The organism is Rhodococcus sp. DMU2021 (assembly GCF_019641445.1).
Taxonomy (GTDB): Bacteria; Actinomycetota; Actinomycetes; order Mycobacteriales; family Mycobacteriaceae; genus Rhodococcus; species Rhodococcus pyridinivorans.
Genome location: NZ_JAIFKB010000003.1, coordinates 312,093 through 337,820, shown reverse-complemented (window position 1 = coordinate 337,820; position 25,728 = coordinate 312,093). Strand labels below are relative to the sequence as shown.

Genomic DNA, 25,728 nt, shown 5'->3' with positions numbered 1-25,728 from the left:
GTGTGCAAGTTACGCAGCTGCACATCCGTGTGCAACTAAAATGAAAGACAGATCACAGTCAGCGGAAGAGGGCGAGAACGTGGAGAACTCGGTCACACGACCGCGAACCCGATTCAATGCGAACCGCATGCGCATACTCGACGCTGCGGTGATGTGCTTTGCGGCCGACTCCGACGCGAGCATGGACGATGTCGCCAAAGCCGCGGGTGTCGTCCGCCGCACCGTCTATGCGCACTTCCCCAACCGGGAAGCCCTCGTCGAGGGGATCGTCGACGACGCCTCGACCGCACTCGCCGAGGCTCTCGACCACCCCGAGCCGGACGATCCCGCGGTCGCGCTCGCGGTCGTGGCGTTGCGGACCTGGCCCATCGGCGACCGCTACCGCGTGCTGCTCTCCTTCGCCCGCAAGGAGATGGGAGAGCAGCGCATCGCCGAGCTGGTCTCCCCGGTGCGCTCACGTGTCCTCGGGCACGTCGAACGCGGCCTCGCGCAGAGCCAGCTCTCCGACTACCTCCCGGCGCCCGTGCTCGTAGGGATGATGGAGGGCCTGACGATGGCCACACTCGAGCAGGCCAATCTCGGGCTGGTGGACGACTCGGGCGACACGATCGTCCTGGGCAATCTCGTGCTCGGTGGGGTCTCACCCCACCGGGCACCCGGGATCCTCGCCGAGGCACGGCGGTGGCTCGCGGAGGCGGGTTCTGGTGAAGGCGGAATCCAACCCCGCTGAAACTCCCTGTTGCGGGAGGGTGCGCTTCGTCCGGCGCTAGACTGGCACGAACACGACGACCGTCGTGCAGGAGCCGAACCGAAAGCAGGACGTACCGTCCACGTGAGTGAACCAGACCGACCCCACGAGCCCCCCGAATTCGAGCCGACCACGGTCAAATCGAGCCTCGACCTCCCCTCGGAGGCCGCAGCGCCCCTGCTCGGAGCCGCGGACGAGAATCTGATCGCCCTCGAAGCCCTCCTGGCGGCGGACATCCACGTGCGGGGCAACACCGTCACGCTGACCGGAGCGCCCGCCGACGTCGCCCTCGCGGAACGTGCGCTCGCCGAACTCGTCACCATCGTCCGTCGCGGACAATCGCTCGCGCCCGACGCCGTGCGTCGCACCGTGGGCATGCTCACCCAGGGGCTCTCCGAGTCGCCGGCCGACGTGCTCAGCCTCGACATTCTGTCGCGGCGCGGGAAGACGATCCGGCCCAAGACCCTGAACCAGAAGCGGTACGTCGACGCGATCGATGCCCACACCATCGTTTTCGGTGTCGGACCGGCTGGTACGGGCAAGACCTATCTCGCCATGGCAAAGGCCGTGCAGGCGCTGCAGACCAAGCAGGTCAACCGCATCATCCTCACGCGTCCCGCCGTCGAGGCAGGGGAGCGGCTCGGCTTCCTGCCGGGCACCCTGCACGAGAAGATCGACCCGTATCTGCGTCCACTGCACGACGCGCTGCACGACATGATGGATCCCGAGGCGATCCCGAAGCTCATGCAGGCCGGGGTCATCGAGGTCGCACCCCTGGCGTACATGCGTGGCCGCACCCTGAACGATGCGTTCATCATCCTCGACGAGGCGCAGAACACCACCGCCGAACAGATGAAGATGTTCCTCACGCGTCTGGGCTTCAATTCCAAGATCGTCGTGACGGGCGACATCACGCAGATCGACCTGCCCGGCGGCGCCCGTTCGGGTCTCGCCGCCGCCACCGAGATCCTCGACGGCATCGACGACATCCACATCGCGCGACTCGACAGCAGCGACGTCGTGCGGCACCGGCTCGTCTCCGACATCGTCGACGCCTACAGCCGTTTCGAGGCCACCCGCGACGGCGACGGGATCCCCGGCAACCGTGCTCAACGTCGCGCGCAGCGGGTGCAGCGTCGATGAACACCCTTGTAGATCAACCGAATACCGTCGTGCAGAAGGAACTCCAGTCATGAGCATCGAGATCTCGAACGAATCGGGAATGGACGTCTCGGAGGAGGAACTCCTCGACGTCGCCCGTTTCGTGATCGCCCGGATGGATGTGCATCCGGCGGCGGAGTTGTCGATGGTGCTCGTGGACCTCGACACCATGGCCGATCTGCACGTGCGGTGGATGGACCTTCCCGGCCCCACCGACGTGATGTCGTTCCCCATGGACGAACTCGAGCCCGGGGGGCGTCCGGACGCTCCCGAACCGGGACCGTCGATGCTCGGCGACATCGTGCTGTGTCCGCAGTTCGCCGCCGACCAGGCGGCGAAGGCCGGTCACCCGGTGGCCCACGAACTCGCCCTGCTCACCGTGCACGGCATGCTCCACCTCCTCGGCTACGACCACGCCGAACCGGAGGAGGAGAAGGAGATGTTCGGCCTGCAGAACCAGCTCCTCGCCGAGTGGTACGAGGAGATCCGCCGCGCCGAGCACGAGGCGCGGCTCGCCGCCCGCGACCGGAAGTTGCTGGGCAAGGCCGGTTTCGTCGACACCCCCGAATCATGAGCGGCGACAGTGCGAGCCATCGTGATCGGACGGCACCGATCGAGGGAGTGACGATCGCGTGAGTACCGTGCCCCTCGTCGTCCTGGCGGTCGTCCTGGTGGTGCTCGGCGGCCTGTTCGCCGCCGTCGATTCCGCGCTCAACACCGTATCCGCGGCGCGCGCCGAGGAACTCGCGAAGGAGGGCCGCCCCAGTGCGCGCCGCCTGCTCGGTCTGCTCGACGATCGGCCCCGCTACGTCAATCTGACGGTGCTGCTGCGCATCCTCTGCGAGATCACCGCCACCGTCGTGCTCGTCGGTGCGTTGCTCGCCGTGCTCGACCGCACATGGGCGCTCGTCGTGGGCGCTGCGGTGATGGTGATCGTCGACTACGTCGTGATCGGGGTCAGCCCGCGCACGCTCGGACGCCAGCACGCGTACCCGATCGCGCTCGCCGCCACCGGACCGCTGCGGGTACTCGGTGTCCTGCTCGGTCCGATCAGCCGAATCCTCATCAGCGTAGGCAATGCGGTCACACCCGGTCGCGGTTTCAGGAACGGCCCGTTCTCCAACGAGATCGAGCTGCGCGAACTGGTCGATCTCGCTCAGGAGAGCGGGGTCGTGGCCGACGAGGAACGCCGGATGATCCAGTCGGTGTTCGACTTCGGCGACACCACCGCTCGCGAGATCATGGTTCCACGCCCCGAGATGGTGTGGATCGAGGAGACCAAGACGGCCGGTCAGGCCACCTCGCTCGCCGTCCGCAGCGGGCACTCGCGGATCCCGGTGATCGGTGAGAACGTCGACGACATCCGCGGTGTCGTCTACCTCAAGGATCTCGTCCAGCAGACCTACTACCACCGCGACGGCGGACGCAGCGTCTCCGTCGCCGACGTCATGCGACCGGCGGTCTTCGTGCCGGATTCGAAGCGCCTCGACGATCTGCTCGCCGACATGCAGCGCGACCGCAACCACATGGCGATCCTCGTCGACGAATACGGCGGCATCGCCGGTCTCGTGACGATCGAGGACGTCATCGAGGAGATCGTCGGCGAGATCGCCGACGAGTACGACACCGGGGAGATCCCCGACGTCGAGGAACTCGGCGACGACACCTACCGCGTTTCCGCGCGACTTCCCGTCGAGGACCTCGGCGAACTGTTCGACATCGACATCGAGGACGACGAGGTCGACACCGTCGGCGGACTCCTCGGCTACGAACTCGGCCGAGTTCCTCTGCCGGGTGCGGAGGTACGGACCCACGGCCTGCTGCTCCGCGGCGAGGGCGGACCGGACGTCCGCGGGCGGGTGCGTGTGAGCACCGTCTTCGTGCAGCGCGTCAGCCCCGAAGAAGAACCCACCGATACCGATACGGCCACCACCGAGGAGCATGCATGACCGACACCGACTTCCGTTCCGGCTTCATCTGTTTCGTCGGCCGGCCCAACACCGGGAAGTCGACGCTCACGAATGCGCTCGTCGGCAGCAAGATCGCGATCACCTCGTCGCGCCCGCAGACCACCCGCCACACCATCCGCGGCATCGTCCACCGCGACAACGCCCAGCTCATCCTCGTGGACACCCCGGGACTGCACCGCCCGCGCACCCTGCTCGGCCAGCGGCTCAACGACCTGGTGCAGGACACCTACTCCGAGGTCGACGCGATCGGCATGTGCTTCCCCGCCGACGAGAAGATCGGCCCCGGCGACCGCTGGATCCTCGAGCAGGTGCGCCACATGGCGCCGAAGACCCCGGTCATCGGCATTGTCACGAAGATCGACAAGGTGGGCAAACAGCAGGTCGCCGCGCAGTTGCTCGCCGTGTCGAAGCTCCTCGGCGAGAACTGCGAGGTCGTGCCGGTCTCCGCGGCCTCGGGTGAGCAGGTCGAGGTCCTCGTCGACGTCCTCGTCTCGCACATGGAACCCGGACCGGCCTTCTATCCCGACGGCGAGCTCACCGACGAGCCGGAAGAGACCCTGATGGCCGAGCTCATCCGCGAGGCCGCCCTCGAAGGTCTCGGCGACGAGCTGCCCCACTCGCTCGCCGTCGTGATCGAGGAGATCACCGAACGCGAGGGTCGCACCGAGAAGCAGGGCGAGATGCTCGACGTGCACGCCCTGCTCTACGTCGAACGGCCGAGCCAGAAGGGCATCGTCATCGGCAAGGGGGGCGCGCGGCTGCGCGAAGTGGGCACCGCCGCACGCACCCAGATCGAGAAGCTCCTCGGCGTGAAGATCTACCTCGACCTGCACGTGAAGGTCGCGAAGGACTGGCAGCGAGACCCCAAACAGCTGGGCCGTCTGGGATTCTGACGCCGAGCCCTACGGGGTGGACGCGGTGATCGGCCGGGCGACCCACATCGACGCGAGGTAGGTCGGTGCCGACGAACGCGCTGAAGCGGTCGATCAGTTCCGCCGGCCGCGGTGTCATGGCGACGGCGGCGGAGACGTCGAAGCGGCGACAGCGGCGACGAGCAATCCGCTCACCACCGGGATCGCGAGTCGTCGCACGAGATCTCCGACCGGGACGCGGCAGAAGCCCGCGACCACGATCAGCGACGACCAGATGACGCGGGTGCCGCCGCCGGTCCAGGTCGCGGCGTTCTGCGCAAGGGCGGCAAGCGTTGCGGTGTCCGTTCCGGCCTGCGGGGCGAGCGCGGCGACGATACCACCGGTAAGCGGCAGACCGGCCCAGCCGGAGCCGTCCAGACCGATGAGCATACCGATCAGGATCATGCTGAACGCGGCGAAGAGACCGTTGTCGGGAATGCGGGTCTGGATGCTCTCGACGGCGTCGAACAGGAAGGCCGGCCCGGTGCCGTCCTCGAGTCCCAGGATCGAACCGGAGTAGTCGGGGATGCCGGGGTACACGAATCCGGCCACCGGCAGGATGATTCCCATGGCCTTGAACGCGTGGACCAAGCCGTCGACGAAATGGGTGGCGCAATGTTCGAGGGCCACGCCCTGTCCGGAAATCGCGAGGGCGATCAAGGCCGAGCGGCGGCAGCCCGGCCTTGATCGCCGCCGGGAGCAGCACGGCACCGATGATCGCGAGAGCAGGTGTGGGCAGAAGAACAACGACAGCAGATAGGTGACGACGAACAGCACGACGTAGGCGATACGGCCGTTGATCATCCAGCGCCCGAAGGGACGCACCATGAGTTCGTCGGCGCCGATGGTGCAGCATCGCCGCGAGCATCGATGGGCGGCACCGCCGTCGTCGGTCGGAACATGTCGATCTCGAAGAGTCGGACAGGGCTCGGCAATCGGCCGACGAACCACTCGCGACGCGAAAGAATTGTGCACACGGCATAATTCGTGACGGTGGTGTTTCGTCGCGGACGCGGATGTGAACGCGTCGTCACGCCGGGGCCGGTGACCGAAGGGAACTCAGCGACGCGTGGCCGCCGCGCCGTGCAGCAGCAGAACGGCCTCCGACAGATCCGGCTCCGTACCCGTCGACAGGCGGCGCAGTTGCAGCCCGGTGATGGTCGCGACGACCGTCGGGGCGATCGTCTCCGGATCCGGCACTCCCAGCGCGGAAAGGACGGAGGCAGTCAACGCGTCGTAGGCACGCCAGCAGCGTTCGGCGACCCGCCGCAGTTCCTCGTCGCGCGCCGCCTGCACATAGAGCTCGAAGGGGGCGATGCGTTCGGCCGTGAAGGTCAGGTCGTGGGCGACGCGTTCGGTGAGTTCGGCGGCCTCCGTCAGCGACAGGGCCCGGGATCGATACTGCTCGGCGAGTTCTCGCAGCCGCTCGGTCTCCTCGTCGACGAAGAACTCGAGCGCGGCGCGCAGCAGGTCGGCCTGGGTGGGGAAATGGTAGGTGATCGAACCGAGCGACACTTCGGCGCGCGCCGCGATGCGCCGGTTCGTCACCCCGGCGACCCCGTCGGTGCCGACGAGATACAGGGTGGCGTGGACGATCCGCGAGCGGGCGTCGTCGCGCGTGGTCACCACCATCGCTCCGGGGTGTGTTCGTGCCAGCGCAGCACCGATTCGAGTTGGGAGGCGAGGGACACCAGCAGCGGTTCGGAGTTCGCCGGGCCGAGCAGTTGGGCACCCACCGGCAGTCGCTCCTCGGTGAAACCCGCGGGGACGTTGATCGCGGGCCAGCCCAGCACGTTCCACGGCCACGCGTAGGGGCATGCGCCGGTGATGACCTTGTCGGTCGCCCAGCCGCCGATGCCGTCGATCGCCGTCACCGGCAGCGGCGGTGTGGCAGTGGTGGGGGCGAGTACGACGTCGAACCGGTCGAAGATGCGGCCGACCCGACGGTGCAGTCGCGGTTCGACCGCGCGCGCCGCCCGCAACGGATAACCGTGCAGGAACCGGCCGGTGCGGGCGTTGGCGCGGGTGCGCACGTCGGCGAGGGACGGGTCGGGCAGGCGGTACAACCAATCCTCGATACCGGCCATGGATCGAGGGAGGAAGGTGAGACCGAACGTCATTCCGTAGTCGGGATCGGCGAGCGTCACCTCGTGGCCGAGATCGCGCAGTACCGCGGCGAGTGCGGCGATGCGGGTGCGGACGCGGGCGTCGAGGCTGGTGGGTGTCGCGGTGAACGGGATCTTCAGCGACAGAGCGATGTTCAGTCTGCCGGGATCTCGTCCCACGGCGTCGGAGACGGTCAGCGGCGCGCACGCGTGCCGGTCGCCGGGGTGGTTCCCGGACACGACGTCGAGGAGCAGGGCCGCGTCGGCGACCGTGCGGGCGAGTGGGCCGTGCGTGGTGAGTCCGTTGAAGGATTCGGCGTCGGGCCACATGGAGATCCGGCCGCGTTGGGGCTTGATGCCGACGAGATTGGACCACGAGGCGGGGATGCGGACCGATCCGGCGCCGTCGGATCCCAGGGCGGCCGGCACGAGTCCCGCCGCGACGGCCGCGGCGCTGCCACCCGACGAGCCGCCGGGGGTGTGGTCGCGCGACCACGCGCTGCGGGTGTGCCCGAAGGCGTCGCCGCCGGTGAGCGGCCACTGGCCGAGTTCGGGGGAGTGGGTCTTGCCGACGATCACCGCGCCGGCGGCCCGCAGGCGACGCACCACCTCGGCGTCGGTGTCCTTCGGGGCGAAGGTGCCGGCGCAGCCGAACATCGTCGTCTCGCCGACGATGTCGGTGTCGTCCTTGATCGCGATGGGGACACCCAGCAGGGGGAGGCGTTCGCCGTTCGCGCGGCGCCGGTCGGCCTCGCGGGCCTCGTCGAGTGCGGTGGTGCGGCGCACGACGCGGAAGGCGTTCAGGTGCGGTTGCGATTCGTCGATCCGGTCGAGGCTCGCACGGACGAGGTCCGTGGAGGTGGTCTCGCCGCGGTCGAGTGCCTCGACGGTCGCCTTCAGGTCGCGCAGGTCGGTTCGAGCGTCCATTCGTTCCCCCGTTCGTTCGAACGAACAATAACGCGTTCCCGTTCTGGGTGTCGAGTCCCTTCGTGGACCGTCCCGTGTCACCGCGACATGACAGACTCGGGGAGTGAGGCTTTATCGGGACAACGCGGTGGTGCTGCGCCAGCACAAGCTGGGCGAGGCCGACCGTATCGTCACCCTGCTGACGCGTCGGCACGGTCTCGTGCGGGCCGTCGCGAAGGGCGTGCGCCGGACACGCTCCAAGTTCGGCGCACGGCTCGAACCGTTCGCCCACATCGACGTCCAGCTCCACCCGGGCCGCAGTCTCGACGTCATCACCCAGGTGCAGACCCTCGACGCCTTCGCGGTGGGTATCGTCGACGACTACCCCCGCTACACCACCGCGTGCGCGATCCTCGAGACCGCCGAACGCCTCGCCGGTGAGGAACGCGCGCCCGTGCCGCGCCTGCACGCACTCACCGTCGGCGCCCTCCGCGCGGTGTGCGACCGCACCCGGCCACCCGAACTCGTACTCGACGCCTATCTGCTGCGGGCCATGGCCTACGCGGGATGGGCGCCGGCGATCACCCACTGCGCGCGCTGCGACCGTCCCGGCCCGCACACCGCCTTCCACGTCGCCGCCGGTGGTGCGGTGTGCGTGCACTGCCGTCCGCCGGGGGCGGCCACCCCGGCCCCGGGTGTGTTGGCGCTGCTCGACGCGCTCAACCACGGACGCTGGGCCGACACCGAGGCCGCCGACACAGCGGTGCGTCGCCAGGCCAGCGGGCTCGTCGCCGCGCACCTGCAGTGGCATCTCGAACGGCAACTGCGTTCGCTGCCCCTCGTCGAGCGCGGTCGCACCGAACCTGCGACGGGGAACCGGGTTGATGACGTCGCCCGGGGTGTCCGGCAGGATGGGGACCGTGATTCGACGACGTACCACGCCCCCATCGCCTGAGCGGGTGATCCGGCCGCCCGACCCGCATCCGTCGGGCGCGCGACCTCCCGTGCTGCAACCCGAGCTGATCCCCCAGCACGTGGCGCTCGTGATGGACGGCAACGGTCGCTGGGCGCAGGAGCGCGGTCTGCCGCGCACCGCCGGCCACGAACGCGGCGAGGCCGTGCTGATGGACACGGTGTGCGGATGTATCGAGATGGGCGTCGAGTGGCTCTCGGCCTACGCCTTCTCCACCGAGAACTGGAAGCGCAGCCCCGACGAGGTCCGCTTCCTCATGGGCTTCAACCGCGACGTGATCCGCCGCCGCCGCGACGAGATGCACGAGATGGGGGTGCGCGTCCGGTGGGCCGGTCGCCGTCCCCGCCTGTGGCGCAGCGTGATCAAGGAACTCGAGATCGCCGAGGAACTGACGAAGGACAACGACGTCATGACTCTCACGATGTGCGTCAACTACGGCGGTCGCGCCGAGATCGCCGACGCCGCACGGGAGATCGCCCGCCGGGTCGCGGCAGGGGAACTCGATCCCGAACGGATCACGGAGTCGACGATCGCGCGGTATCTCGACGAGCCCGACATGCCCGACGTCGACCTGTTCCTGCGGCCCTCGGGCGAGCAGCGCACCTCGAACTTCCTGCTGTGGCAGTCGGCCTACGCCGAACTCGTCTTCCAGGACACGATGTTCCCCGATTTCGACCGGCGCGATCTGTGGGCGGCGTGCGTCGAATACGCCTCCCGCGACCGGCGGTTCGGTGGTGTGAAGTGACCTCGCTGCGCGAGCGGATCGCGGGCGCGCTGACGCCCTTCGTCGACGTCCGCACCCCGTCGTCCGCCGCCGACGGCGACGGCTCGTTCGGATTCGACTACGGCGCCGTGCCCTTCGCGCTGCAGGTCGTCACGCTCACCGAAGGACTCGACGTGGTCTCCGTCACCGGAGTGCTCGCGTGGGATCTTCCGCTCGACGACGCCGTGCGCGGTCGGGTCGCGGCCGCCGCCGACGCCCTGCAGTTCGGCTCGGTCCACCTCATCGAACGCGAGACCGACGCCGACGTCGTGCTGCGGTACTCGTTCCCCGCGACCGGGCTCGACGACACGGCGCTGACCACCATGCTGTTGCTCGTGCTCGACGGTGCCGCCGACGCGCGTGGCGCCGTGGCCGGCACCCCCGATCCCAAGGAGAATTCGTGACCACCACCGACATCGACGCCGAGACCACCACCGAGGAGGTCGTCGCCGCCGACGGGACGCACGCCGTCGCGATCCCCACCGAGGACGACGACATGCTGCGCGCCGCTGTGGTGGAGACACTGTCCGAGATTCTCGAGGAAGCGCCCGAGCCCGACGAGGACGGCGAGATCCCGATCTGGATCGACGACGTGCTCACCTACGCGACGGTCGACGCCGAGGGCGGCTTCGTGCTGCTCACCACCTACCTGGTCGAGGGCATCACGGGCCGCACCCGCGCCGCCGAGGTCCTCGGCGACCTGCAGGTCGAGTTCCCCGAAGTCAAGTTCGTCCTCGACAAGGACCGAGTCACCGTCGAACTGCGGGTCGCGGCGTCGCCGCTCGTCCCGATCCATCTCGTGCGGGCCGTCGCGTCGCTCGTGCCGGTCGTCGAGCAGGCACGCGCATTGGCGCAGCGTCTCGGCGGAGAAGCGTCGGTCTTCGACGGTGAGGCCGAGGACGGCGAGGAGAACCTGCTCGCCGACGGCTGCGGTTGTGATGACTGCGATTGCGGCTGACGGCCGCGGGCCGTCGGTTCAGCCCTGAGCGAGGGCGCACTCGCGGCAGTTGCCGAAGATCTCCACGGTGTGGCTGACGTCGACGAAGCCGTTCGACTCGGCCACCTCGTGCGACCAGCGTTCGACCTCCGGGCCGTCCACCTCGACCGTGAAGCCGCAGTGGCGGCACACGAGATGGTGGTGGTGCCCGGAGGAACACCGCCGGAACAACGACTCGCCGCTGTCGGTGCGCAGCACGTCGACGCTGCCGACCTCGGCGAGCGACTGCAGGGTGCGGTAGACGGTCGTCAGGCCGATGCCCTCGCCGCGCTTGCGCAGCTCGTCGTGCAGGTCCTGGGCGGACCGGAACTCCTCGGTGTTGTCGAGCAGGTCGACGATGGCGCTGCGTTGACGGGTCGAGCGGACCCCCACGAGAGGTTTGCGGGCGGAGGTCACTGCGATCGTCCTTCCTGGGCGTGAGCGACGGCGTCGACGACGATGCGGGCGAGATGGTCGTCGGCCAGGTGGTAGAGCACTTCGCGTCCCGAGCGTTCGCCGCGCACGACGCCGGCGGTCTTGAGCACGCGGAGATGCTGGCTGATGAGCGGCTGGGTGACGCCGAGGGCGCCGACGAGTTCGTGCACGCAGCGGGCCGACTCGCGCAGTTCGAGCACGATCGAGATGCGGACGGGTGCCGACAGTGCGCGCAGCAGCTCACCGGCCGCGATCAGGGCGCCGGGGGAGACATCGACCGGGGACGGCAGGGCGTCGCTGCCGATCGGGCCGCGGGCGCGCTCGCCCGTGCTGCACTCGCGTGGATCGGCGTCGATGCTCACGGGGCTCCTCGGGGCAGGGGCGGCCGCCGGTCGGCGGGCCTTATTGCAAATCGATTCCATTTTGATATGCACGGTTGTGCATGTCAACCGGCGCGAATTCGAGCTGCGAACGAGGAGCGATAGGCTTACAGATCGACGCATGCTGCGAAAACCCGCATCGAAGATGGAGAAACCGAGTGGCACCCAAATCCAAGATCGATACCGTCGCCAACCTCGCCAAGCGCCGGGGCCTGGTCTATCCCTGCGGTGAGATCTACGGCGGCACCAGGTCCGCGTGGGATTACGGGCCGCTCGGCGTGGAGCTCAAGGACAACATCAAGAAGCAGTGGTGGCGCAACATGGTCACCAGCCGCGAGGACGTCGTCGGCCTCGACTCGTCCGTGATCCTGCCGCGTCAGGTCTGGGTCGCCTCCGGCCACGTCGGTGTCTTCAACGACCCGCTCGTCGAGTGCCTGAGCTGTCACAAGCGTCACCGGCAGGACCACCTGCAGGAGGCCTACGCCGAGAAGAACAAGCTCGACGACCCCGACGCCGTGCCGATGACCGAGATCGTCTGCCCGGACTGCGGCACCAAGGGCCAGTGGACCGAGCCCCGCGACTTCAACATGATGCTCAAGACCTTCCTCGGCCCGATCGAGAGCGAGGAAGGCCTGCACTACCTGCGCCCCGAGACGGCGCAGGGCATCTTCGTGAACTTCGCGAACGTGCTCACCACCTCGCGCAAGAAGCCGCCCTTCGGCATCGGCCAGATCGGCAAGAGCTTCCGCAACGAGATCACGCCCGGCAACTTCATCTTCCGCACCCGCGAGTTCGAGCAGATGGAGATGGAGTTCTTCGTCAAGCCCGGCGAAGACGAGCAGTGGCACCAGTACTGGATCGACTACCGGATGAACTGGTACACCGATCTGGGCATCAACAAGGACAACCTGCGCCTCTACGAGCACCCGCTCGAGAAGCTGTCGCACTACTCGAAGCGCACCGTCGACATCGAGTACCGCTTCCACTTCCAGGGCAGCGAATGGGGTGAGCTCGAGGGCGTCGCGAACCGCACCGACTTCGACCTGTCGACGCACTCGAAGCACTCCGGCACCGACCTGAGCTTCTTCGATCAGGCCACCAATGAGCGCTACACGCCCTACGTGATCGAGCCGGCGGCCGGCCTGACCCGTTCGCTCATGGCCTTCCTCGTCGACGCCTACACCGAGGACGAGGCACCCAACGCCAAGGGTGGCGTCGACAAGCGCACCGTGCTGCGCCTCGACCGTCGTCTCGCGCCGGTCAAGGCCGCCGTGCTGCCGCTCAGCCGCAACGCCGACCTGAGCCCGAAGGCCAAGGACCTCGCCGCGAAGCTGCGCCAGAACTGGAACATCGAGTTCGACGACGCCGGCGCCATCGGCCGCCGCTACCGTCGCCAGGACGAGATCGGCACCCCGTTCTGCATCACAGTCGACTTCGACACCCTCGAGGACCAGGCCGTCACGATCCGTGAGCGCGACACCATGGCGCAGGAGCGTGTGAGCCTCGACCAGGTCGAGGGCTACCTCGCGCAGCGCCTGATCGGCTGCTGACCGATCCGATCGACGCAGATGCCCTCCGGTCCCGACGGACCGGAGGGCATCTGTCGCTTCGTAGCCGGGTGCTCGTAGCGGTCACCTCGTCGAGCGCCGATCGATGTACTCGAAATATCTGCGGCCGGAGATCTCCTCACCCCGCCAGATCGCCGACCATGCGAAACCGGTGACGAATCCGGTGCTCAGCCCGTAGGTGAAGGGGGTGTCCATGATCCCTTCGAAATCCAACCAGGGACGACCGCGGGTGTCCTTCACCAGGAACCGGGTCCGGCGCGGCACCTGCATCGGGATGCCGTAGGGAGTCGGCTCGGACTGGTCGCGCAGTTCAACCATCTCGAAATCCACGTCCCGGCAGCGGGTTCCGCACCGCTGCGGGTACGCAGGATCGCCGTCGTCATGAACGGTCGGTCACCGATCGCGTAGCGGCTCAACAGGATCTGCGTGTCGGCGTCGAGATCGACGATCTGGTAGACGAAATGGTCGAGCGGAGCCTTCGCCGCGGGCGGCAGAGGAGTGGACCGCATCAGATACGGGCTCGGTATCGCCCCGTACTCGAACGAGCACAGACCGTCGGCCGTGACGCTGCGACCCTGGTGGGTGAAGGTGCCCTCGTATTCGGTGAGCAACCCGAAGTGCTTGTAGAGCGGGCTGCGGAAGAACCATGAGACCGTGTCCGTGTCGGTCGGTGTCAGCGCGACGTCGACCGTTCCGAGGCGTCTCATGAGTTCGTAGTGGGGGTAGCGTCCGGTCTAGAAGCGTCCTCCACTCGATCCGCCGAAGCCGCCGCCCCCGAAACCGCCCCCACCGAAACCGCCACCGAAGCCACCGCCGCGGCCGCTGTTGAGCACGCTGTTGATGAGGATGCCGCCGAGCACGGCACCGGCGACGTTGCCGTCCGACGAACCACCGCGGGGCGGACGGTGCTGGTTGTTCCAGCGCTGCATGTCGTTCTGGGCGCTGCGCAGTGCCTGCGCGGCCAGCGACGCGGCGGACCGCGCGTACTGGATGGCGGCCGCCGGATCGGACTCGGCTGCCTGCTGCGCGGCCTGCAGGTGCCGCTGCGCCTCCGACAGGCGGGTGCGTGCCTGGGCGCCCACGACGCCGCGGCGGGTCCCGATGAAGTCGGCCGCGGCGGTGACCTGCGCTTGCGCTGCGCTCAGATCCTGTTCGAGGCGGCGCCGCATCTCCTCGGCTTGCTGCTTCGCCTGCCGCGTCCGGGCACGCAACTCGTCGAGACGCGCATCGGCCTCGACGACCCGCGTGAAACTGCCCAGCGGGTCGGTGTGCTGCTCGGCCCGGGCGTGGTCGAGGGCTTCCTGCACGGCCTTCAGGGCGTCGACGAGCTCCGGGCCGCCCGCGTCGAGGAGTTGCTTCGCGTCGGCGACACCCTGTTCGGCGTCCTCCACCGCGGCGGGAAGCGTCGCGATCGCGCGCCGGATGTCCTCCGCCGCATGGTCGAGCGCGTCGAGCAGCGTCGCGGCATGCCCCAGTGCGCGTTCGGCCTCGCGGATCGCGCGCACGGCGTCGCCCTGCTCACCGACCGGTCGCGCCACCGCCGTGCGTCCCTGGTCGATCGCGTTCTCGGCGAACGAGATCTCCTCCCGCGCCAGCGAGACGTTGTCGACCACCGGAGTCAGGGCGCCCGCCGGGAACTCCGAGTGCAGCTGCCCCAGAATCCGCTCGGCCTCGGGGATGCGGGCCTGCAGCGCGATCGCGCGCTGCGTGAGGCCGTCCAGACGGGCCGGGGCATCGAGCAGCAGGTTGCGCATCTTGTCGAACGCCTCGACCTGCGCATCGAGTTCGCGGTTCGCCTGCCCGCACGAGGAGACGAGTTGCACGAGCATGTCGCGCTGCTGTTCGGGCGTCTCGGGGATGTCGTCGTCGAGGCGCTGACGGATCTCGAAGGCGTTCGCCAACGCGACCTGTGCCTGCCGGTGTGCGCGGTCGAAAGGAGCCACCGCGGAGTCCCCGAATTCACCCCGGGCGAGCTCGAGCGCTTCGGCGCTGGACCGCACCGCGTTGTCGGTGTCCACCAGGAGGGTCTGTGCATACTGGTCTAGACCCTCGACCGGCAGACCGCGCAGAGCGGTCGTGTCGGCCGGATCGACCTGCGCGGCCTGCGCGGCACCGGCGTCGGCGCGCTTCCTCTTCGACCGCCGGTTGTAGGCGTAGAGCCCGGCACCACCGGCCGCGATGACACCGCCGCCGACGAGCAGCGTCGTCACCGGAGCAGCCGACGGCGTAAGGGCGTTGCTCAACCCGTCGGCCGCGCCCACGGCGGCGCCCGCCCAATCGCTGTTGCGCAGGGCCGGCACGACGCCGGACGAGCTGATCCGGTCGCGCTCGCTCTCGGAGATCTCCGAACCCGTCGGTGTCCACAGCGCGAACTCGCGGTCGTCGGTCGCCACCGCCAGCAGCGCGGTGTCGGGACCGAAATTGCTTGCCTCCGCGGTGGCCTGCGCCCAACTGTTGTAGTCGCGTCCGTCGAAGCTCGACACGTAGGTCACCCACAACTGCAGGCCGTGCTCGTCGTAGAGGGTGTTCGTCGCTTCCTGGATGCGTGTGACGTCGGCGTCGTCGAGCACGCCCGCGGTGTCGGTGATCGGCTGGGGGAGCCGCGAGGGTGGCTCCGCGGATGCCGCCGCGGGAAGGAGCAGCCACGCGGTCACTGCCAGCAGGGCGGGGACGAATGCGAGCGCGGACCGTGCAGGTCGCCGGAGCGGTGCTGCAGGTCGCCGGAGCGGTGCGGCCGATACGTGTGCCATGGAATCGAATCTAGTGGTTGCGAGGTGAGGACGGGGTCGGCGCGTCGTCCGGTCGACGCGTTCTCGTTCGCTGGCAGAATCAGGGGGTGAGCACCGCATCCCGCCGCACCGGCACCACCGCGACGTACACCGGGGACGACCTCGGGGTCGGCGCGCGCATCGCGCGCTGGCTCCGGCGACTGATCATCGGGGTGCTGCTCGCCGCCGTCCTCGTCGTCGGCGGTACGGCGCTGCGGGTGTGGCAGGTCGCGCGGATCGACGACCGCACCCCCGCCGACGCCATCGTCGTGCTCGGGGCCGCGCAGTATTCGGGCACACCGTCGTCGGTTTTCGAGGCCCGCCTCGAGCAGGCCCTCAAGCTCTACGAAGCGGGAGTGTCGCCGCGGATCGTCACCGTCGGCGGCAAGCAGGAGGGCGACCTGTTCACCGAGGCCGCGGCGGGCAAGAACTATCTCGTCTCGCGCGGGGTGCCCGCCGAGTCGATCGTCGCCGTCGAAGAGGGCTCGGACACACTGCTCAGCGTCGAGGCCGTCAGCCGCGAGATGTCGGAGCTGGGCCTGTCGTCGGTCGTGCTCGTCAGCGACCCGTGGCATTCGTTGCGTACCCGGACCATGGCGCGCGACGCCGGTCTCGACGCCTGGACCGCTCCCACCCGCCAGGGTCCGGCGGTGTTCACCCGCGAGTCGCAGCTGCACGGCATCGCCCGCGAGACCGGCGCGTTGATCTGGTACCAGATCACCCACTTCTCCGCCGATTTCCCGTACACGGCGCAGCAGTGAGGCGGAACGTAGGGTCTTCGGTGACGGAAGGCAGTGTGATGCAGGGCTACAGCGAACACGATCTCGAACGGCGCGTCGCAGAGCCGCGCAAGACCTCGGCGCTCGCCGGGTCCGAGGGAGCGGCGTCCGAGCGGACCGCCTTCGCACGCGACCGTGCGCGCGTGCAGCACTGCGCGGCCCTGCGCCGCCTGGCCGACAAGACACAGGTCGTCGGCCCCCGTGACGGCGACACCCCGCGCACCCGTCTGACGCACTCGATGGAGGTCGCGCAGATCGGCCGCAGCATCGGCGAAGGGCTCGGCGCCGACCCCGATCTCGTCGACCTGGCCGGCCTCGCCCACGATATCGGGCACCCGCCCTACGGGCACAACGGCGAGCGGGCACTCGACGCGGTCGCGGAGTCCTGCGGCGGATTCGAAGGCAACGCGCAGAACCTGCGCATCCTCACCTGCCTCGAACCGAAGATCCTCTATCCGGACGGCTCGAGCGCCGGTCTCAACCTCACCCGCGCCTCGCTCGACGCGACGCTCAAGTACCCCTGGACGCGTCCGCGCCCGGGCGCGAAGTTCGGCTCGTACGACGACGACGCCGAGATCCTCCACTGGATCCGCGAAGGCGCACCCGAGCGCCGCAAGTGCCTCGAGGCGCAGATCATGGACTGGTCCGACGACGTCGCGTACTCGGTGCACGACCTCGAGGACGGTGTGATCGACGGTCGCATCGACCTGCGGATGCTCGACGATCCCGACGATGTCGCCGGACTCATCGAGGTGGGCATGCGCGAATTCTCGGGTCTCGACCCGGCCGAGCTCACCGAGGCGGCGAAGCGGTTGTCCTCCATGCCGGTGGTCCGCGCCGTCGGCACCTTCGACGGCACCCTCGCCTGCTCGGTCGCGCTCAAGAAGCTGACCAGCGAGCTGGTGGGCCGCTTCGCCAACGCAGCGATCCTCGGGACCCGGGAGGCGACGGAAGGCCGACGCGTCACCCGGTACGACGCCGACCTCGTGGTCCCGCCGATCGTGGTCTCGGAGGTCGCGTTGCTCAAGACGATGGCGCTGCAGTTCGTCATGTCCGACCGCGCCCACCGCACCCGCCAGGAATCGCAACGCGAACGCATCCACCGCGTCGCCGAGTGGCTACTGCGCACCGCGCCGGTCGGTCTCGACCCGTTCTTCGTCGCCGCCTGGAAGGCCGCGCCCGACGATGCTGCGAAGGTACGGGTCGTGGTCGATCAGATCGCGTCGTGCACCGAATCGCGCCTCGAACGGATCGACCGGGACAGCCTCGCCGCGCAGGCGAGCTGGGGCTGACACCGACGTTTGCGCCCTTCGCGGACACAAGCACGAGTCCGGCGCCGTGCATCTGTCCGGAGGGACGCGCTTACGCGCTCGCGGGTGTGGGTTGCGCCGGACCGTCGTGCCGGGCAGTCTGCCCGGCGGCTTAGACTCGTCTCGTGGCCGGCCGTATTTCAGACAGAGACATCGCGGCCATTCGCGACCGCGTGCGCATCGAGGACATCGTCGGCGAGTACGTCGCACTCAAGCGCGGAGGCGCCGACTCGCTCAAGGGCCTGTGTCCCTTCCACGACGAGAAGTCCCCGTCTTTCCACGTGCGGCCCAATCACGGGCACTACCACTGCTTCGGCTGCGGTGAGGGCGGCGACGTCTACTCGTTCCTGCAGAAGATCGAACACGTCAGCTTCGTCGAAGCCGTCGAGCAGCTCGCCGAGCGTGTCGGCTACACGCTGAACTACGAAGGCGGCGGTCCGTCCGTCCAACGCGACCGGGGCACGCGTGCCCGGCTGGTCGCGGCGAACGCGGCCGCCCAGCAGTTCTACGCCGAGCAACTGCGCGCGCCCGACGCCCAGGCCGCCCGCGACTACCTGACCGAACGCAACTTCGACCAGGCAGCCGCCGAGACGTTCGGCTGCGGCTACGCACCCGCCGGCTGGGACGCGCTCACCAAGCACCTCCTCGGCCGGGGATTCGAATTCTCCGAACTCGAGGCCGCAGGACTGTCCCGGCAGGGACGCCGCGGTCCGATCGACCGCTTCCACCGTCGACTGCTGTGGCCCATCCGCAATCTCGCGGGCGACGTCATCGGCTTCGGTGCCCGCCGTCTGTACGACGACGACCAGATCACCGCCAAGTACATGAACACACCGGAAACGGTGCTGTACAAGAAGTCCCAGGTGTTGTTCGGCCTCGACCTCGCCAAGCGCGAGATCGCCAAGTCGCATCAGGCCGTGATCGTCGAGGGATACACCGACGTCATGGCCATGCACCTGGCCGGCGTGAAGACCGCGGTCGCCGCGTGCGGCACCGCCTTCGGTGACGAACATCTCGCGCTGCTGCGTCGCCTGCTCATGGACGACAGCTTCTTCCGCGGGGAGGTCATCTACACCTTCGACGGCGACGACGCCGGTCGCGCGGCGGCGATGAAGGCGTTCGAGGGCGATCAGAAAACCGCCGCGAAGACCTACGTCGCGATCGCCCCCAAGGGCATGGACCCGTGCGAGTTGCGGCAGCAGTCGGGCGACGGTGCGGTGCGCGACCTCGTGGCCCGCCGCACCCCGATGTTCGAGTTCGTCGTGAAATCGATTCTCGCCGAACACGACCTCGACACCGTCGAAGGTCGCGTCGAGGCCCTGCGCCGATGTGTCCCCGTTGTGGGCCGCATCAAGGACCGCACGATCCGCGACAACTACGCGGTGCAACTCGCGCACTGGACGGGATGGGACGACATCCCCACCGTGCGTCGGCGTGTGCAGGAGGAGGCACGGCGAGGAGTTCGTGCACCGGAAGCCAAGGCGCGGCCCGCGACGGCCACGGCGCAGTCCGTGTCGGCCCTGCGCCGCCCTCGGCCGAATGATCCGACGCTGTGGCCGCAGCGCGACGCGCTGAAGGCCGCGCTGCAGTATCCGGGTATCGCCGGGACCGTCTTCGACTCCCTGCCGCCGGAGACCTTCACCGACCCTGCTTACGCGGCCGTGCGGCAGGCCGTCGCCGACGCCGGCGGAACCGCAGCGGGCCTCGGGGGAGCCGAGTGGGTCGACGCCGTCGGCAGGGCAGCGACCGATCCCGTCGCGCACTCGCTCGTGATGGAACTCGCCGTCGAACCCGTCCCCGCCGAAGAGGACCGGCTGCCGCGCTACATCGGTGGCGTGCTGGCCCGGCTGCAGGAGGTCTGGGTCGGCGAGCAGGTGGCCGAACTGAAGTCCAAACTGCAGCGGATTTCCCCGGCCACCGAGTCCGAGGAGTTCCACGCCCTGCTCGGCGACCTCATGGCGCTCGAACAGTACCGGCGGAGCCTGCTCGACCAGGCCATCGGTGACGGCCTGGCCGGCTGACCGTCTACTTCTTCAACTGGTCCCGCGGGATCATGATCGTGGTCGTCTCGTCGATGGGCTTCATCGGCTCGAGCTTGGGCTGAGGACTGAGCGAGTCGGCGAGCTTCTGCCGGCCCACCTCGATCGCCTTCTTCGTGACGGGGCTCGCGGCCACCGCCTTGGCCGTCTTGCTGATCTGTTCGTACCTCGCGCGACCCGCTCGGGTGCCGAGTACGTATCCCGCAGCGACCCCGACCAGCAAACCCATCAATGTGTTGTCCTTCCACCTGTGACTGCGTCGTCCCCATCCTGCCCGATGACCCCGCAGCATGCCCACAAGCAGGCGATTTGGTGCTGCGGCGGGTGGGACGCTATGGTTTTTCACGCACCGGGGGAAACCGCGGAGCACCGCAGGACAATCCCCTGTAGCTCAATTGGCAGAGCATTCGACTGTTAATCGAACGGTTGCTGGTTCGAGTCCAGCCGGGGGAGCGCCTACAGAATCCTCCCACCCGTCACGGGTGGGAGGATTCTGTGTATCCGGGGGTGCCTATGCGGCAGAACATTCACCGATGTGATCTCTGTTACTTCGTACCCGGTAGAGTGTTGCCCGCTGTGTCCGGGTAGCATTCGATCGCGCCGTGCGAGCAGTGCGGCACTGTGCGACGCATGTCGTCGCGACGGGGCGGTAGCTCAGTCGGTTAGAGCCGCGGACTCATAATCCGCTGGTCGCGGGTTCGAGCCCCGCCCGCCCCACATCCTTCGCTCATGGCCGCGAGATGTTCCTGCTTGTCGGAACGGTAGCGTTCGACCCCATGAGCACCCTTCGAGAAGTCGGTGAGCACGAGGCGTGGCGTTGCTGGTTGTGCGACGAGCCCGTGGACCCCGACATGTCGGTCAACGACCCGCGCGGTCCCAGCATCGACAGCATCAACACCGCCAAGAAGGGTGGCAAGGGAAAGGGCGGAGTCGAGCGACTCGCGCACCGCGCCTGCAACACCAAGAAGGGTGCCGTCAAACCCGTCGTGCCGTGGTCCGACCGGCTCTTCGTCGTCGACCCGGCGCCCATCATCGGCGTCGTCGAGCAGCTCACCCGCAAGGGTGGTCGCGTCGCCGTTGCCCGGTGTCCCGAGAAGTCGGACGCGGAGGACGCCTCCGAATGGCTCCTCGACCGCTTGTCGCGCCTCGAGCCAGGAGTGCGGTTCGACACCAGGATCGAGTCGGCCGGCGGCGGCTACCTCCTCGTGCTGACGGCCTAACCAGGGGCCGGCACCAGTCCGGAGTGATCCGATGACTCGGCGGAGACCTCGACCTCGGTGAGCACCGTTCCGTCGTCTCCCAACAGCGTGTAGCGACCCGGCATGAGACCGGTGAACAGGAACCAACCCTCGCTCGTCGTGACGATGCTGCGGTCGATGTACTGCTCGCACACGTCCAGGCCGACCAGTCGAACCGTGGTGGACGGATGGAAGACGCCTCCGATCCGTCCGTTCGCCACCGCTCCGATCGCAGCCGGTGGATCCGCGTGGTCGCCGAGCTCGTCCGGACGCCAGGCGGGCGCGCCGTCCGGCGGCGCACACGCCGGGACCGAGGAGTGTGACGACCGGACATGCGCGACCGTCGGGTCGGTCCCGTCCCCAGAGACGGGCTGATGTGTCGTCGCCGCGACGAGCACCCCTGCTCCCAGTGCGGTGATCAACATCCATCGGGTTCTTCGGATCGTTCCCCTGTGCAGCAACGGATCCACCTCCTCTCCGTAAGAGAACTTAGGAAAGTTGTTCTCGCCGAGGGTTATTCGGAACCGACGCTTCGGTGGATCGTGACGATACCCGGCGCGGACGCGCAGGGCTATCGTCCGTGGAGGTGACACGAAGCGGCGGAATGTAACGGTCGGGCTGTCGAACCGCCGAAATCGGTTGTTGGCACAACGATTCGGTCTAGTTTCGGACGAGGTCGGTAGTCGGAGGGGTGCATTCCGCCTCCTGGACGGCGGAACCGGTTGCATTGTTGTGTTCGGACAATGCAGTTCCGAATGGTCGGTTCCGGAAATAATCGTCCCGGGGTCCGGCGTTGTGCGGTTTCGTCGGCGTACTCACCGGCACCGACGTTGCTCGAAGCGGACCGTGGAACGAGGGAGCACATGACGGTCGACGAGAAACCGACGACGCTCCGCCGGGCGTCCGATCTCCTGGCAGGGGTCCGCGACGGCACGGACGACGACACGCTCGCGGCAGGCGTCGTACTCGCGGCGACCCTGATCGCTCTGGTCTGGGCCAACCTCGGCGACTCGTACGAGGCGTTCTGGCACACACCTCTCAGCATCAGCATCGGCGACTACGGCATCGATCTCGACCTCGAGCACTGGGTCAACGACGCAGTCATGACGCTGTTCTTCTTCGTCGTCGGCCTCGAGGTCAAACGCGAGCTCACCATGGGAGAGCTCACCGACCGGACGCGCGCCGCGGTCCCGCTCGTGGCGGCAATCGCGGGGCTCGCGCTACCTGCGGGACTGTTTCTGCTGATCAACCCCAGCGGGGAGGCCGCAGGAGCGTGGGGTGTGGTCGTGTCCACCGACACCGCCTTCGTGCTCGGTGCGCTCGCGCTGGTCGGACCCCGCTGCCCGGCCCGCCTGCGCGTGTTCATCCTCACGCTGGCCGTGGCCGACGACATCGGCGCCCTCGCCATCATCGCCTTCGTCTACACCGACGATCTGCAGCCGGTCTACCTGATACCTGCCGCGATCGGACTGTTGCTGATCCTGCAGTTCCGCCGGCTCGAGGTGTGGCGGGGCGTCGTCTACTTCGTCGTCGCGGCAGGGACGTGGGTGGCGTTCTACGAATCCGGTGTGCACCCGACCCTCGCCGGTGTACTGATCGCGTTGATCCTTCCCGTCTATCCGCCGCGCCGCAGCGAGGTGGAGCGCGCCGGCGAACTCACGCGGGCGTTCCGCCAGTCGCCCAACTCCGACTACGCGCGCGCCGCGCAACTCGGGGTGCTCCGCGCGGTGTCCGTGAACGAGCGGCTGCTACGGTTCTACCAGCCGTACACGGCGTTCCTCGTCGTGCCGATCTTCGCCCTCGCCAACGTGGGTGTGGTGATCTCCGCCGAGACCGTCGGCACTGCGATCCGGTCGCCGATCACGTGGGGCGTCGTCCTCGGTCTCGTGGTGGGCAAACTCGTGGGCATCACCGCGGCCACTGCCGTCTTCTCGAGCCTGCGTCCGGGCAGCCTGCCGCCGGGACTCACCCTCTCGCACGTCGGTGGGGGTGCCGCGCTCGCCGGCATCGGGTTCACGATCTCACTGTTCATCGTGGATCTGGCGATCGAATCTCCCGAAGCGGCCAACGACGCCCGAATCGGCGTCCTTCTCGCGGCTGTTCTCGCCACGGCGCTGGGCTGGGCTTTGTTCCGGCTGTCCGACCGCCTGAATCCGCCGCAGGGATCTGCCGGGCTCGTGCTGCTGCGTCCGGTGGATCCGAACCGTGACCACATACGGGGACCGGTCGACGCTCCGCTCACACTCGTCGAGTACGGAGACTTCGAGTGCCCGTTCTGCAGCAAGGCCACCGGCAGCATCCGCGACGTGCGCGAGCACTTCGGCGACGACCTGCGGTACGTCTTCCGGCACCTTCCCCTCGATGAACACCACCCGCACGCCCGGTTCGCCGCCGAAGCGGCCGAGGCTGCGGCGGCGCAGGGACGATTCTGGGACATGCACGACCACCTGTTCGCCCACAGCGACGCTCTGTCCCGCGACGAGATCTACGAACACGCCCAGCAGTTGGGTCTCGATATGGACAGGTTCGACGAGGACCTTCGTCTGGGGCGGTACCGTCACCGTGTCGAGGACGACGATCTCGACGCCGAGACCAGCGACGTCTTCGGAACGCCCACCTTCTACCTCGGCGCCACCGGATCGGACCTCGCCCGGCACACCGGCCCGTTCGACGCGGCGACGTTGATCCGCAGGCTCGAAGAGGTGCGCGAGAGGTGATGCGATTCGGGTGGATCCGACCCCGGAAAGCGGGGGCGGATCCACCCAAGTCGTGACGGCTTCTACCGGATGGTGGGTCCGGCCTCCGCGGATCCGGTCGGTAACAGGCCGGCCAAGCTGGCGAGGAGCGTTTCCCAGCGGCATTCCGCGGAGATCGACGCGAAGCGGCACCCGGAGTAGTCCTCCGTGGGGAGCGTAGGTGTGCCGGGATCTGCGTACGCCGTGGCCGGCACTGCGAAGGCGATTGCGGCACAACCGAGCACGCCCGCGGCGAATCGCTTCATGAAATCCTCGAATCTCTCGTACGAACCTTCGGGGAAATCATTCCCCGGTGGGTCGCACCCCGCCATTCGAGACGAGCGGTTCGAGCCCGTCGAGGACGCGCTGCAGCCCGAACTCCCATGCGTGGTGCGGGCTGTAGGCGGCGTTCATCTCTGCTCCGGCCGCCGCTCCCACCCGCTGTGCGAGGGGATGGTCGTCACCGAGATAGTGCGCGAGTCGCTCGTTCCATCGCGCCCAGGCCTCGCCCATGTCGGCGGCGTGCGGATCAGGTCGTCGGGCTCGGGCCGCACCCCGCACGAAGTCCGCGACGAACGTGAGCGCGGCGTCGCGATCGATGTCGCCGAGGGGCGTGCCGTCGAAGGCGTGGAGTTCGTGGTCGTACTTCGCGATCGTGCCGGGGCCGAGGGCCGTGCGCTGATCGTCGACGTCCAGCAGCCACCAGTGTGCGGCGTAGTGCTCGAGTTCGGATTCGGCGACCTGCCGTACCCGATCCCGCCACGACGGGGACTCGTAGGGCGGCCGGGGTTGCCGGGCGTGGACCCGATCGACCATGAGGACGAGGAGGTCGTCGCGCGAACCGACATGGGTGTAGAGGGCCATGGCGGAGACGCCCAGATCGGTCGCGAGGCGACGGATCGTCACCGCGTCGAGGCCCACCGCGTCGGCGACGGTTACCGCAGCGTCCACCGCGGATGTGGTGGTGATCTTGGCTTTCGGCCCGCGGGAACCACCGGTCGGCGCGTCGGGATGCTCGCGCCACAGCAGGTCGATCAGATCGCGCGCCATAAATGCCTCCCGAGAACTCGCTCTCGGGAGTACTCTATACGCCGTACAAGGTTTCTGCTCTGAGGGAGGTCCTATGAAAATCAAGTCCACAGCACTGTCGCTCAACGTCGCCGACACTGCCGCATCGGCAGATTTCGCGATCCGGCACTTCGGTTTCACCGAGGAGATGTCGGCGGACGGATTCGTCTCGTTGACTCACCCGGACGCAGGATTCAACATCGTGTTCCTGCGTACCGGGCTGTCGACCTTCAAGCCGGAATCCGTCGCCGGCCCGGCCGGTCAGGGCATGCTCATCGCCTTCGTCGTCGACGACGTCGACACCGAGTTCGCGCGCATCGCGGAAGCCGGTGCGACGGTCGTGACCAAGCCGGAGACCGAGCCGTGGGGTGAACGGTACTGCCAGTTCGCCGATCCGAACGGGATCATCTGGCAACTCGTCCACTGGGTCTCGGAACCGGCCTGACCATGCGAAGTCTCAGTCGAGGCAGAATTCGTTGCCCTCGGGGTCGGCCATGACGATGTGGCCGGCCCCGAACGGCGGCGCCGGGTCGTGACGCTCCAGGCGCGTGGCCCCGCGTGCGACGAGCCGTTCGGCATCGGCTTCCAGGGCGGCCATGCGCTCGGCGCCGTCGAGTCCGGGCGCGGCACGCACGTCCAGATGCATCCGGTTCTTGGCCTGCTTGCCCTCGGGCACCTTCTGGAAGAACAGCCGGGGCCCTGCCTCGTCCGGGTCGACGATGCCCGACGCGTCGTTGCGTCGTTCGAGTGGCACCCCCATCGCGTCGAGCGCGTCGTCCCACGACACGAAATTGCCGGGCGGCTTCTGGAGTTCGTAGCCGAGGGCGTCCGCCCAGAAGTCCGCGAGAGCCGCGGGATCGGCGCAGTCGAACGTGATCTGGATGTCGCGGGCCAT

28 protein-coding genes, 2 tRNA genes and 1 pseudogene are annotated in these 25,728 nt (G+C 68.3%); 18 read left to right on the top strand and 13 right to left on the bottom strand.

The window, feature by feature from the left end:
• The first annotated feature begins 127 nt into the window (after window positions 1-127).
• The 5 genes from K3M35_RS07590 to era all read left to right on the top strand — a co-directional run bounded on the left by K3M35_RS07590 (window position 128) and on the right by era (window position 4,772).
• On the top strand, window positions 128-730 hold the full coding sequence (locus tag K3M35_RS07590; protein ID WP_220666223.1) for a TetR/AcrR family transcriptional regulator: 603 nt from the start codon (window positions 128-130) through the stop codon (window positions 728-730).
• Window positions 731-832: 102 nt separating this feature from the next.
• On the top strand, window positions 833-1,891 hold the full coding sequence (locus K3M35_RS07585; RefSeq protein ID WP_006554479.1) for a PhoH family protein: 1,059 nt from the start codon (window positions 833-835) through the stop codon (window positions 1,889-1,891).
• A gap of 49 nt (window positions 1,892-1,940) precedes the next feature.
• The gene (ybeY, locus tag K3M35_RS07580) at window positions 1,941-2,483 is read left to right on the top strand and encodes an rRNA maturation RNase YbeY (protein WP_006554478.1); all 543 of its coding nucleotides are present in this window, start codon (window positions 1,941-1,943) and stop codon (window positions 2,481-2,483) included.
• A 58-nt stretch (window positions 2,484-2,541) separates the two neighbouring features.
• Window positions 2,542-3,858, top strand: coding sequence for a hemolysin family protein (locus K3M35_RS07575; RefSeq protein ID WP_006554477.1), 1,317 nt, complete (start codon window positions 2,542-2,544; stop codon window positions 3,856-3,858).
• The gene (era, locus tag K3M35_RS07570; protein ID WP_024101353.1) at window positions 3,855-4,772 is read left to right on the top strand and encodes a GTPase Era; all 918 of its coding nucleotides are present in this window, start codon (window positions 3,855-3,857) and stop codon (window positions 4,770-4,772) included. Before K3M35_RS07575 ends, era begins: the two co-directional genes overlap by 4 nt.
• Before the next feature lie 114 nt (window positions 4,773-4,886).
• On the opposite strand, the gene K3M35_RS26095 is transcribed toward era, so the two are convergent.
• The 3 genes from K3M35_RS26095 to K3M35_RS07555 form a co-directional block, all read right to left on the bottom strand.
• Window positions 4,887-5,618 carry a hypothetical protein gene (locus K3M35_RS26095; RefSeq protein WP_259443693.1) on the bottom strand — a complete coding sequence of 244 codons (732 nt, stop codon included), beginning with the start codon at window positions 5,616-5,618 and terminating at the stop codon, window positions 4,887-4,889.
• Between the two features lie 231 nt (window positions 5,619-5,849).
• Window positions 5,850-6,422: a TetR/AcrR family transcriptional regulator gene (locus K3M35_RS07560; RefSeq protein WP_220666222.1), complete on the bottom strand. Its 573-nt coding sequence runs from the start codon at window positions 6,420-6,422 to the stop codon at window positions 5,850-5,852.
• On the bottom strand, window positions 6,413-7,822 hold the full coding sequence (locus tag K3M35_RS07555) for an amidase (protein WP_006554473.1): 1,410 nt from the start codon (window positions 7,820-7,822) through the stop codon (window positions 6,413-6,415). Before K3M35_RS07555 ends, K3M35_RS07560 begins: the two co-directional genes overlap by 10 nt.
• 103 nt (window positions 7,823-7,925) lie before the next feature.
• Between K3M35_RS07555 and recO the strand changes: the two genes are divergently transcribed.
• The 4 genes from recO to K3M35_RS07535 are packed head-to-tail and all read left to right on the top strand — an operon-like array spanning window position 7,926 to window position 10,495.
• A complete protein-coding gene (recO, locus tag K3M35_RS07550; RefSeq protein ID WP_072740431.1) occupies window positions 7,926-8,756 on the top strand; it encodes a DNA repair protein RecO in 831 nt (276 codons plus the stop codon).
• Entirely contained in the window at window positions 8,713-9,519 is an 807-nt protein-coding gene (locus K3M35_RS07545) for an isoprenyl transferase (protein WP_050993415.1), read from the top strand. Before recO ends, K3M35_RS07545 begins: the two co-directional genes overlap by 44 nt.
• Entirely contained in the window at window positions 9,516-9,941 is a 426-nt protein-coding gene (locus K3M35_RS07540) for a hypothetical protein (protein WP_006554470.1), read from the top strand. Before K3M35_RS07545 ends, K3M35_RS07540 begins: the two co-directional genes overlap by 4 nt.
• Window positions 9,938-10,495 carry a hypothetical protein gene (locus K3M35_RS07535; RefSeq protein WP_033097768.1) on the top strand — a complete coding sequence of 186 codons (558 nt, stop codon included), beginning with the start codon at window positions 9,938-9,940 and terminating at the stop codon, window positions 10,493-10,495. Before K3M35_RS07540 ends, K3M35_RS07535 begins: the two co-directional genes overlap by 4 nt.
• Before the next feature lie 18 nt (window positions 10,496-10,513).
• Here the strand turns inward: K3M35_RS07535 and K3M35_RS07530 are convergent, their stop codons facing one another.
• Both K3M35_RS07530 and K3M35_RS07525 read right to left on the bottom strand, forming a co-directional pair.
• Window positions 10,514-10,930 (bottom strand): Fur family transcriptional regulator, encoded by a 417-nt coding sequence (locus tag K3M35_RS07530; RefSeq protein ID WP_006554468.1) that lies wholly within the window; start codon window positions 10,928-10,930, stop codon window positions 10,514-10,516.
• Window positions 10,927-11,310 (bottom strand): helix-turn-helix transcriptional regulator, encoded by a 384-nt coding sequence (locus K3M35_RS07525; protein WP_006554467.1) that lies wholly within the window; start codon window positions 11,308-11,310, stop codon window positions 10,927-10,929. Before K3M35_RS07525 ends, K3M35_RS07530 begins: the two co-directional genes overlap by 4 nt.
• A gap of 176 nt (window positions 11,311-11,486) precedes the next feature.
• Between K3M35_RS07525 and K3M35_RS07520 the strand changes: the two genes are divergently transcribed.
• The gene (locus K3M35_RS07520; RefSeq protein WP_006554466.1) at window positions 11,487-12,878 is read left to right on the top strand and encodes a glycine--tRNA ligase; all 1,392 of its coding nucleotides are present in this window, start codon (window positions 11,487-11,489) and stop codon (window positions 12,876-12,878) included.
• Window positions 12,879-12,959: 81 nt separating this feature from the next.
• Here K3M35_RS07520 and K3M35_RS07515 read toward each other — a convergent pair whose 3' ends face one another.
• From K3M35_RS07515 to K3M35_RS07505, 3 genes and pseudogenes are all read right to left on the bottom strand, one after another.
• Window positions 12,960-13,214: a DUF6670 family protein gene (locus K3M35_RS07515; RefSeq protein WP_152640943.1), complete on the bottom strand. Its 255-nt coding sequence runs from the start codon at window positions 13,212-13,214 to the stop codon at window positions 12,960-12,962.
• Window positions 13,133-13,615, bottom strand: a pseudogene (locus K3M35_RS07510) (DUF6670 family protein); the annotation flags it as partial. The gene K3M35_RS07515 and the pseudogene K3M35_RS07510, both read right to left, overlap by 82 nt.
• A 15-nt stretch (window positions 13,616-13,630) precedes the next feature.
• Window positions 13,631-15,646, bottom strand: a complete 2,016-nt coding sequence (locus tag K3M35_RS07505) for a YgcG family protein (RefSeq protein WP_220666220.1) — start codon at window positions 15,644-15,646, stop codon at window positions 13,631-13,633.
• 86 nt (window positions 15,647-15,732) lie between these two features.
• Here K3M35_RS07505 and K3M35_RS07500 point away from each other — a divergent pair, with 86 nt between their 5' ends.
• From K3M35_RS07500 to dnaG, 3 genes are all read left to right on the top strand, one after another.
• Window positions 15,733-16,425, top strand: a complete 693-nt coding sequence (locus K3M35_RS07500; protein ID WP_006554464.1) for a YdcF family protein — start codon at window positions 15,733-15,735, stop codon at window positions 16,423-16,425.
• 38 nt (window positions 16,426-16,463) lie between these two features.
• On the top strand, window positions 16,464-17,735 hold the full coding sequence (locus K3M35_RS07495; protein ID WP_037215996.1) for a deoxyguanosinetriphosphate triphosphohydrolase: 1,272 nt from the start codon (window positions 16,464-16,466) through the stop codon (window positions 17,733-17,735).
• Window positions 17,736-17,878: 143 nt separating this feature from the next.
• A complete protein-coding gene (gene dnaG, locus K3M35_RS07490) occupies window positions 17,879-19,774 on the top strand; it encodes a DNA primase (RefSeq protein ID WP_220666219.1) in 1,896 nt (631 codons plus the stop codon).
• Window positions 19,775-19,778: 4 nt separating this feature from the next.
• Here dnaG and K3M35_RS07485 read toward each other — a convergent pair whose 3' ends face one another.
• On the bottom strand, window positions 19,779-20,024 hold the full coding sequence (locus K3M35_RS07485) for a hypothetical protein (protein WP_024101344.1): 246 nt from the start codon (window positions 20,022-20,024) through the stop codon (window positions 19,779-19,781).
• A 148-nt stretch (window positions 20,025-20,172) separates the two neighbouring features.
• Between K3M35_RS07485 and K3M35_RS07480 the strand changes: the two genes are divergently transcribed.
• From K3M35_RS07480 to K3M35_RS07470, 3 genes are all read left to right on the top strand, one after another.
• Window positions 20,173-20,245, top strand: a tRNA-Asn gene (locus K3M35_RS07480).
• Window positions 20,246-20,435: 190 nt separating this feature from the next.
• Window positions 20,436-20,509 (top strand) — tRNA-Ile (locus K3M35_RS07475).
• Window positions 20,510-20,631: 122 nt separating this feature from the next.
• Window positions 20,632-21,012 carry a hypothetical protein gene (locus K3M35_RS07470; protein ID WP_082937701.1) on the top strand — a complete coding sequence of 127 codons (381 nt, stop codon included), beginning with the start codon at window positions 20,632-20,634 and terminating at the stop codon, window positions 21,010-21,012.
• Here the strand turns inward: K3M35_RS07470 and K3M35_RS07465 are convergent.
• Entirely contained in the window at window positions 21,009-21,455 is a 447-nt protein-coding gene (locus K3M35_RS07465; RefSeq protein ID WP_220666218.1) for a hypothetical protein, read from the bottom strand. The genes K3M35_RS07470 and K3M35_RS07465 overlap by 4 nt on opposite strands.
• 438 nt (window positions 21,456-21,893) lie before the next feature.
• Between K3M35_RS07465 and nhaA the strand changes: the two genes are divergently transcribed.
• Entirely contained in the window at window positions 21,894-23,747 is a 1,854-nt protein-coding gene (nhaA, locus tag K3M35_RS07460) for a Na+/H+ antiporter NhaA (RefSeq protein ID WP_220666217.1), read from the top strand.
• Window positions 23,748-23,809: 62 nt separating this feature from the next.
• Here the strand turns inward: nhaA and K3M35_RS07455 are convergent, their stop codons facing one another.
• Window positions 23,810-24,031: a hypothetical protein gene (locus K3M35_RS07455; RefSeq protein WP_039958679.1), complete on the bottom strand. Its 222-nt coding sequence runs from the start codon at window positions 24,029-24,031 to the stop codon at window positions 23,810-23,812.
• Window positions 24,032-24,068: 37 nt separating this feature from the next.
• Complete coding sequence (locus tag K3M35_RS07450) at window positions 24,069-24,815, bottom strand: TetR/AcrR family transcriptional regulator (RefSeq protein ID WP_006554456.1); 747 nt, start codon at window positions 24,813-24,815, stop codon at window positions 24,069-24,071.
• Between the two features lie 73 nt (window positions 24,816-24,888).
• On the opposite strand from K3M35_RS07450, the gene K3M35_RS07445 reads away from it, so the two are divergent.
• Window positions 24,889-25,278, top strand: a complete 390-nt coding sequence (locus K3M35_RS07445) for a VOC family protein (RefSeq protein ID WP_006554455.1) — start codon at window positions 24,889-24,891, stop codon at window positions 25,276-25,278.
• Window positions 25,279-25,290: 12 nt separating this feature from the next.
• Here the strand turns inward: K3M35_RS07445 and K3M35_RS07440 are convergent, their stop codons facing one another.
• Window positions 25,291-25,728, bottom strand: coding sequence for a VOC family protein (locus K3M35_RS07440; RefSeq protein ID WP_220666216.1), 438 nt, complete (start codon window positions 25,726-25,728; stop codon window positions 25,291-25,293).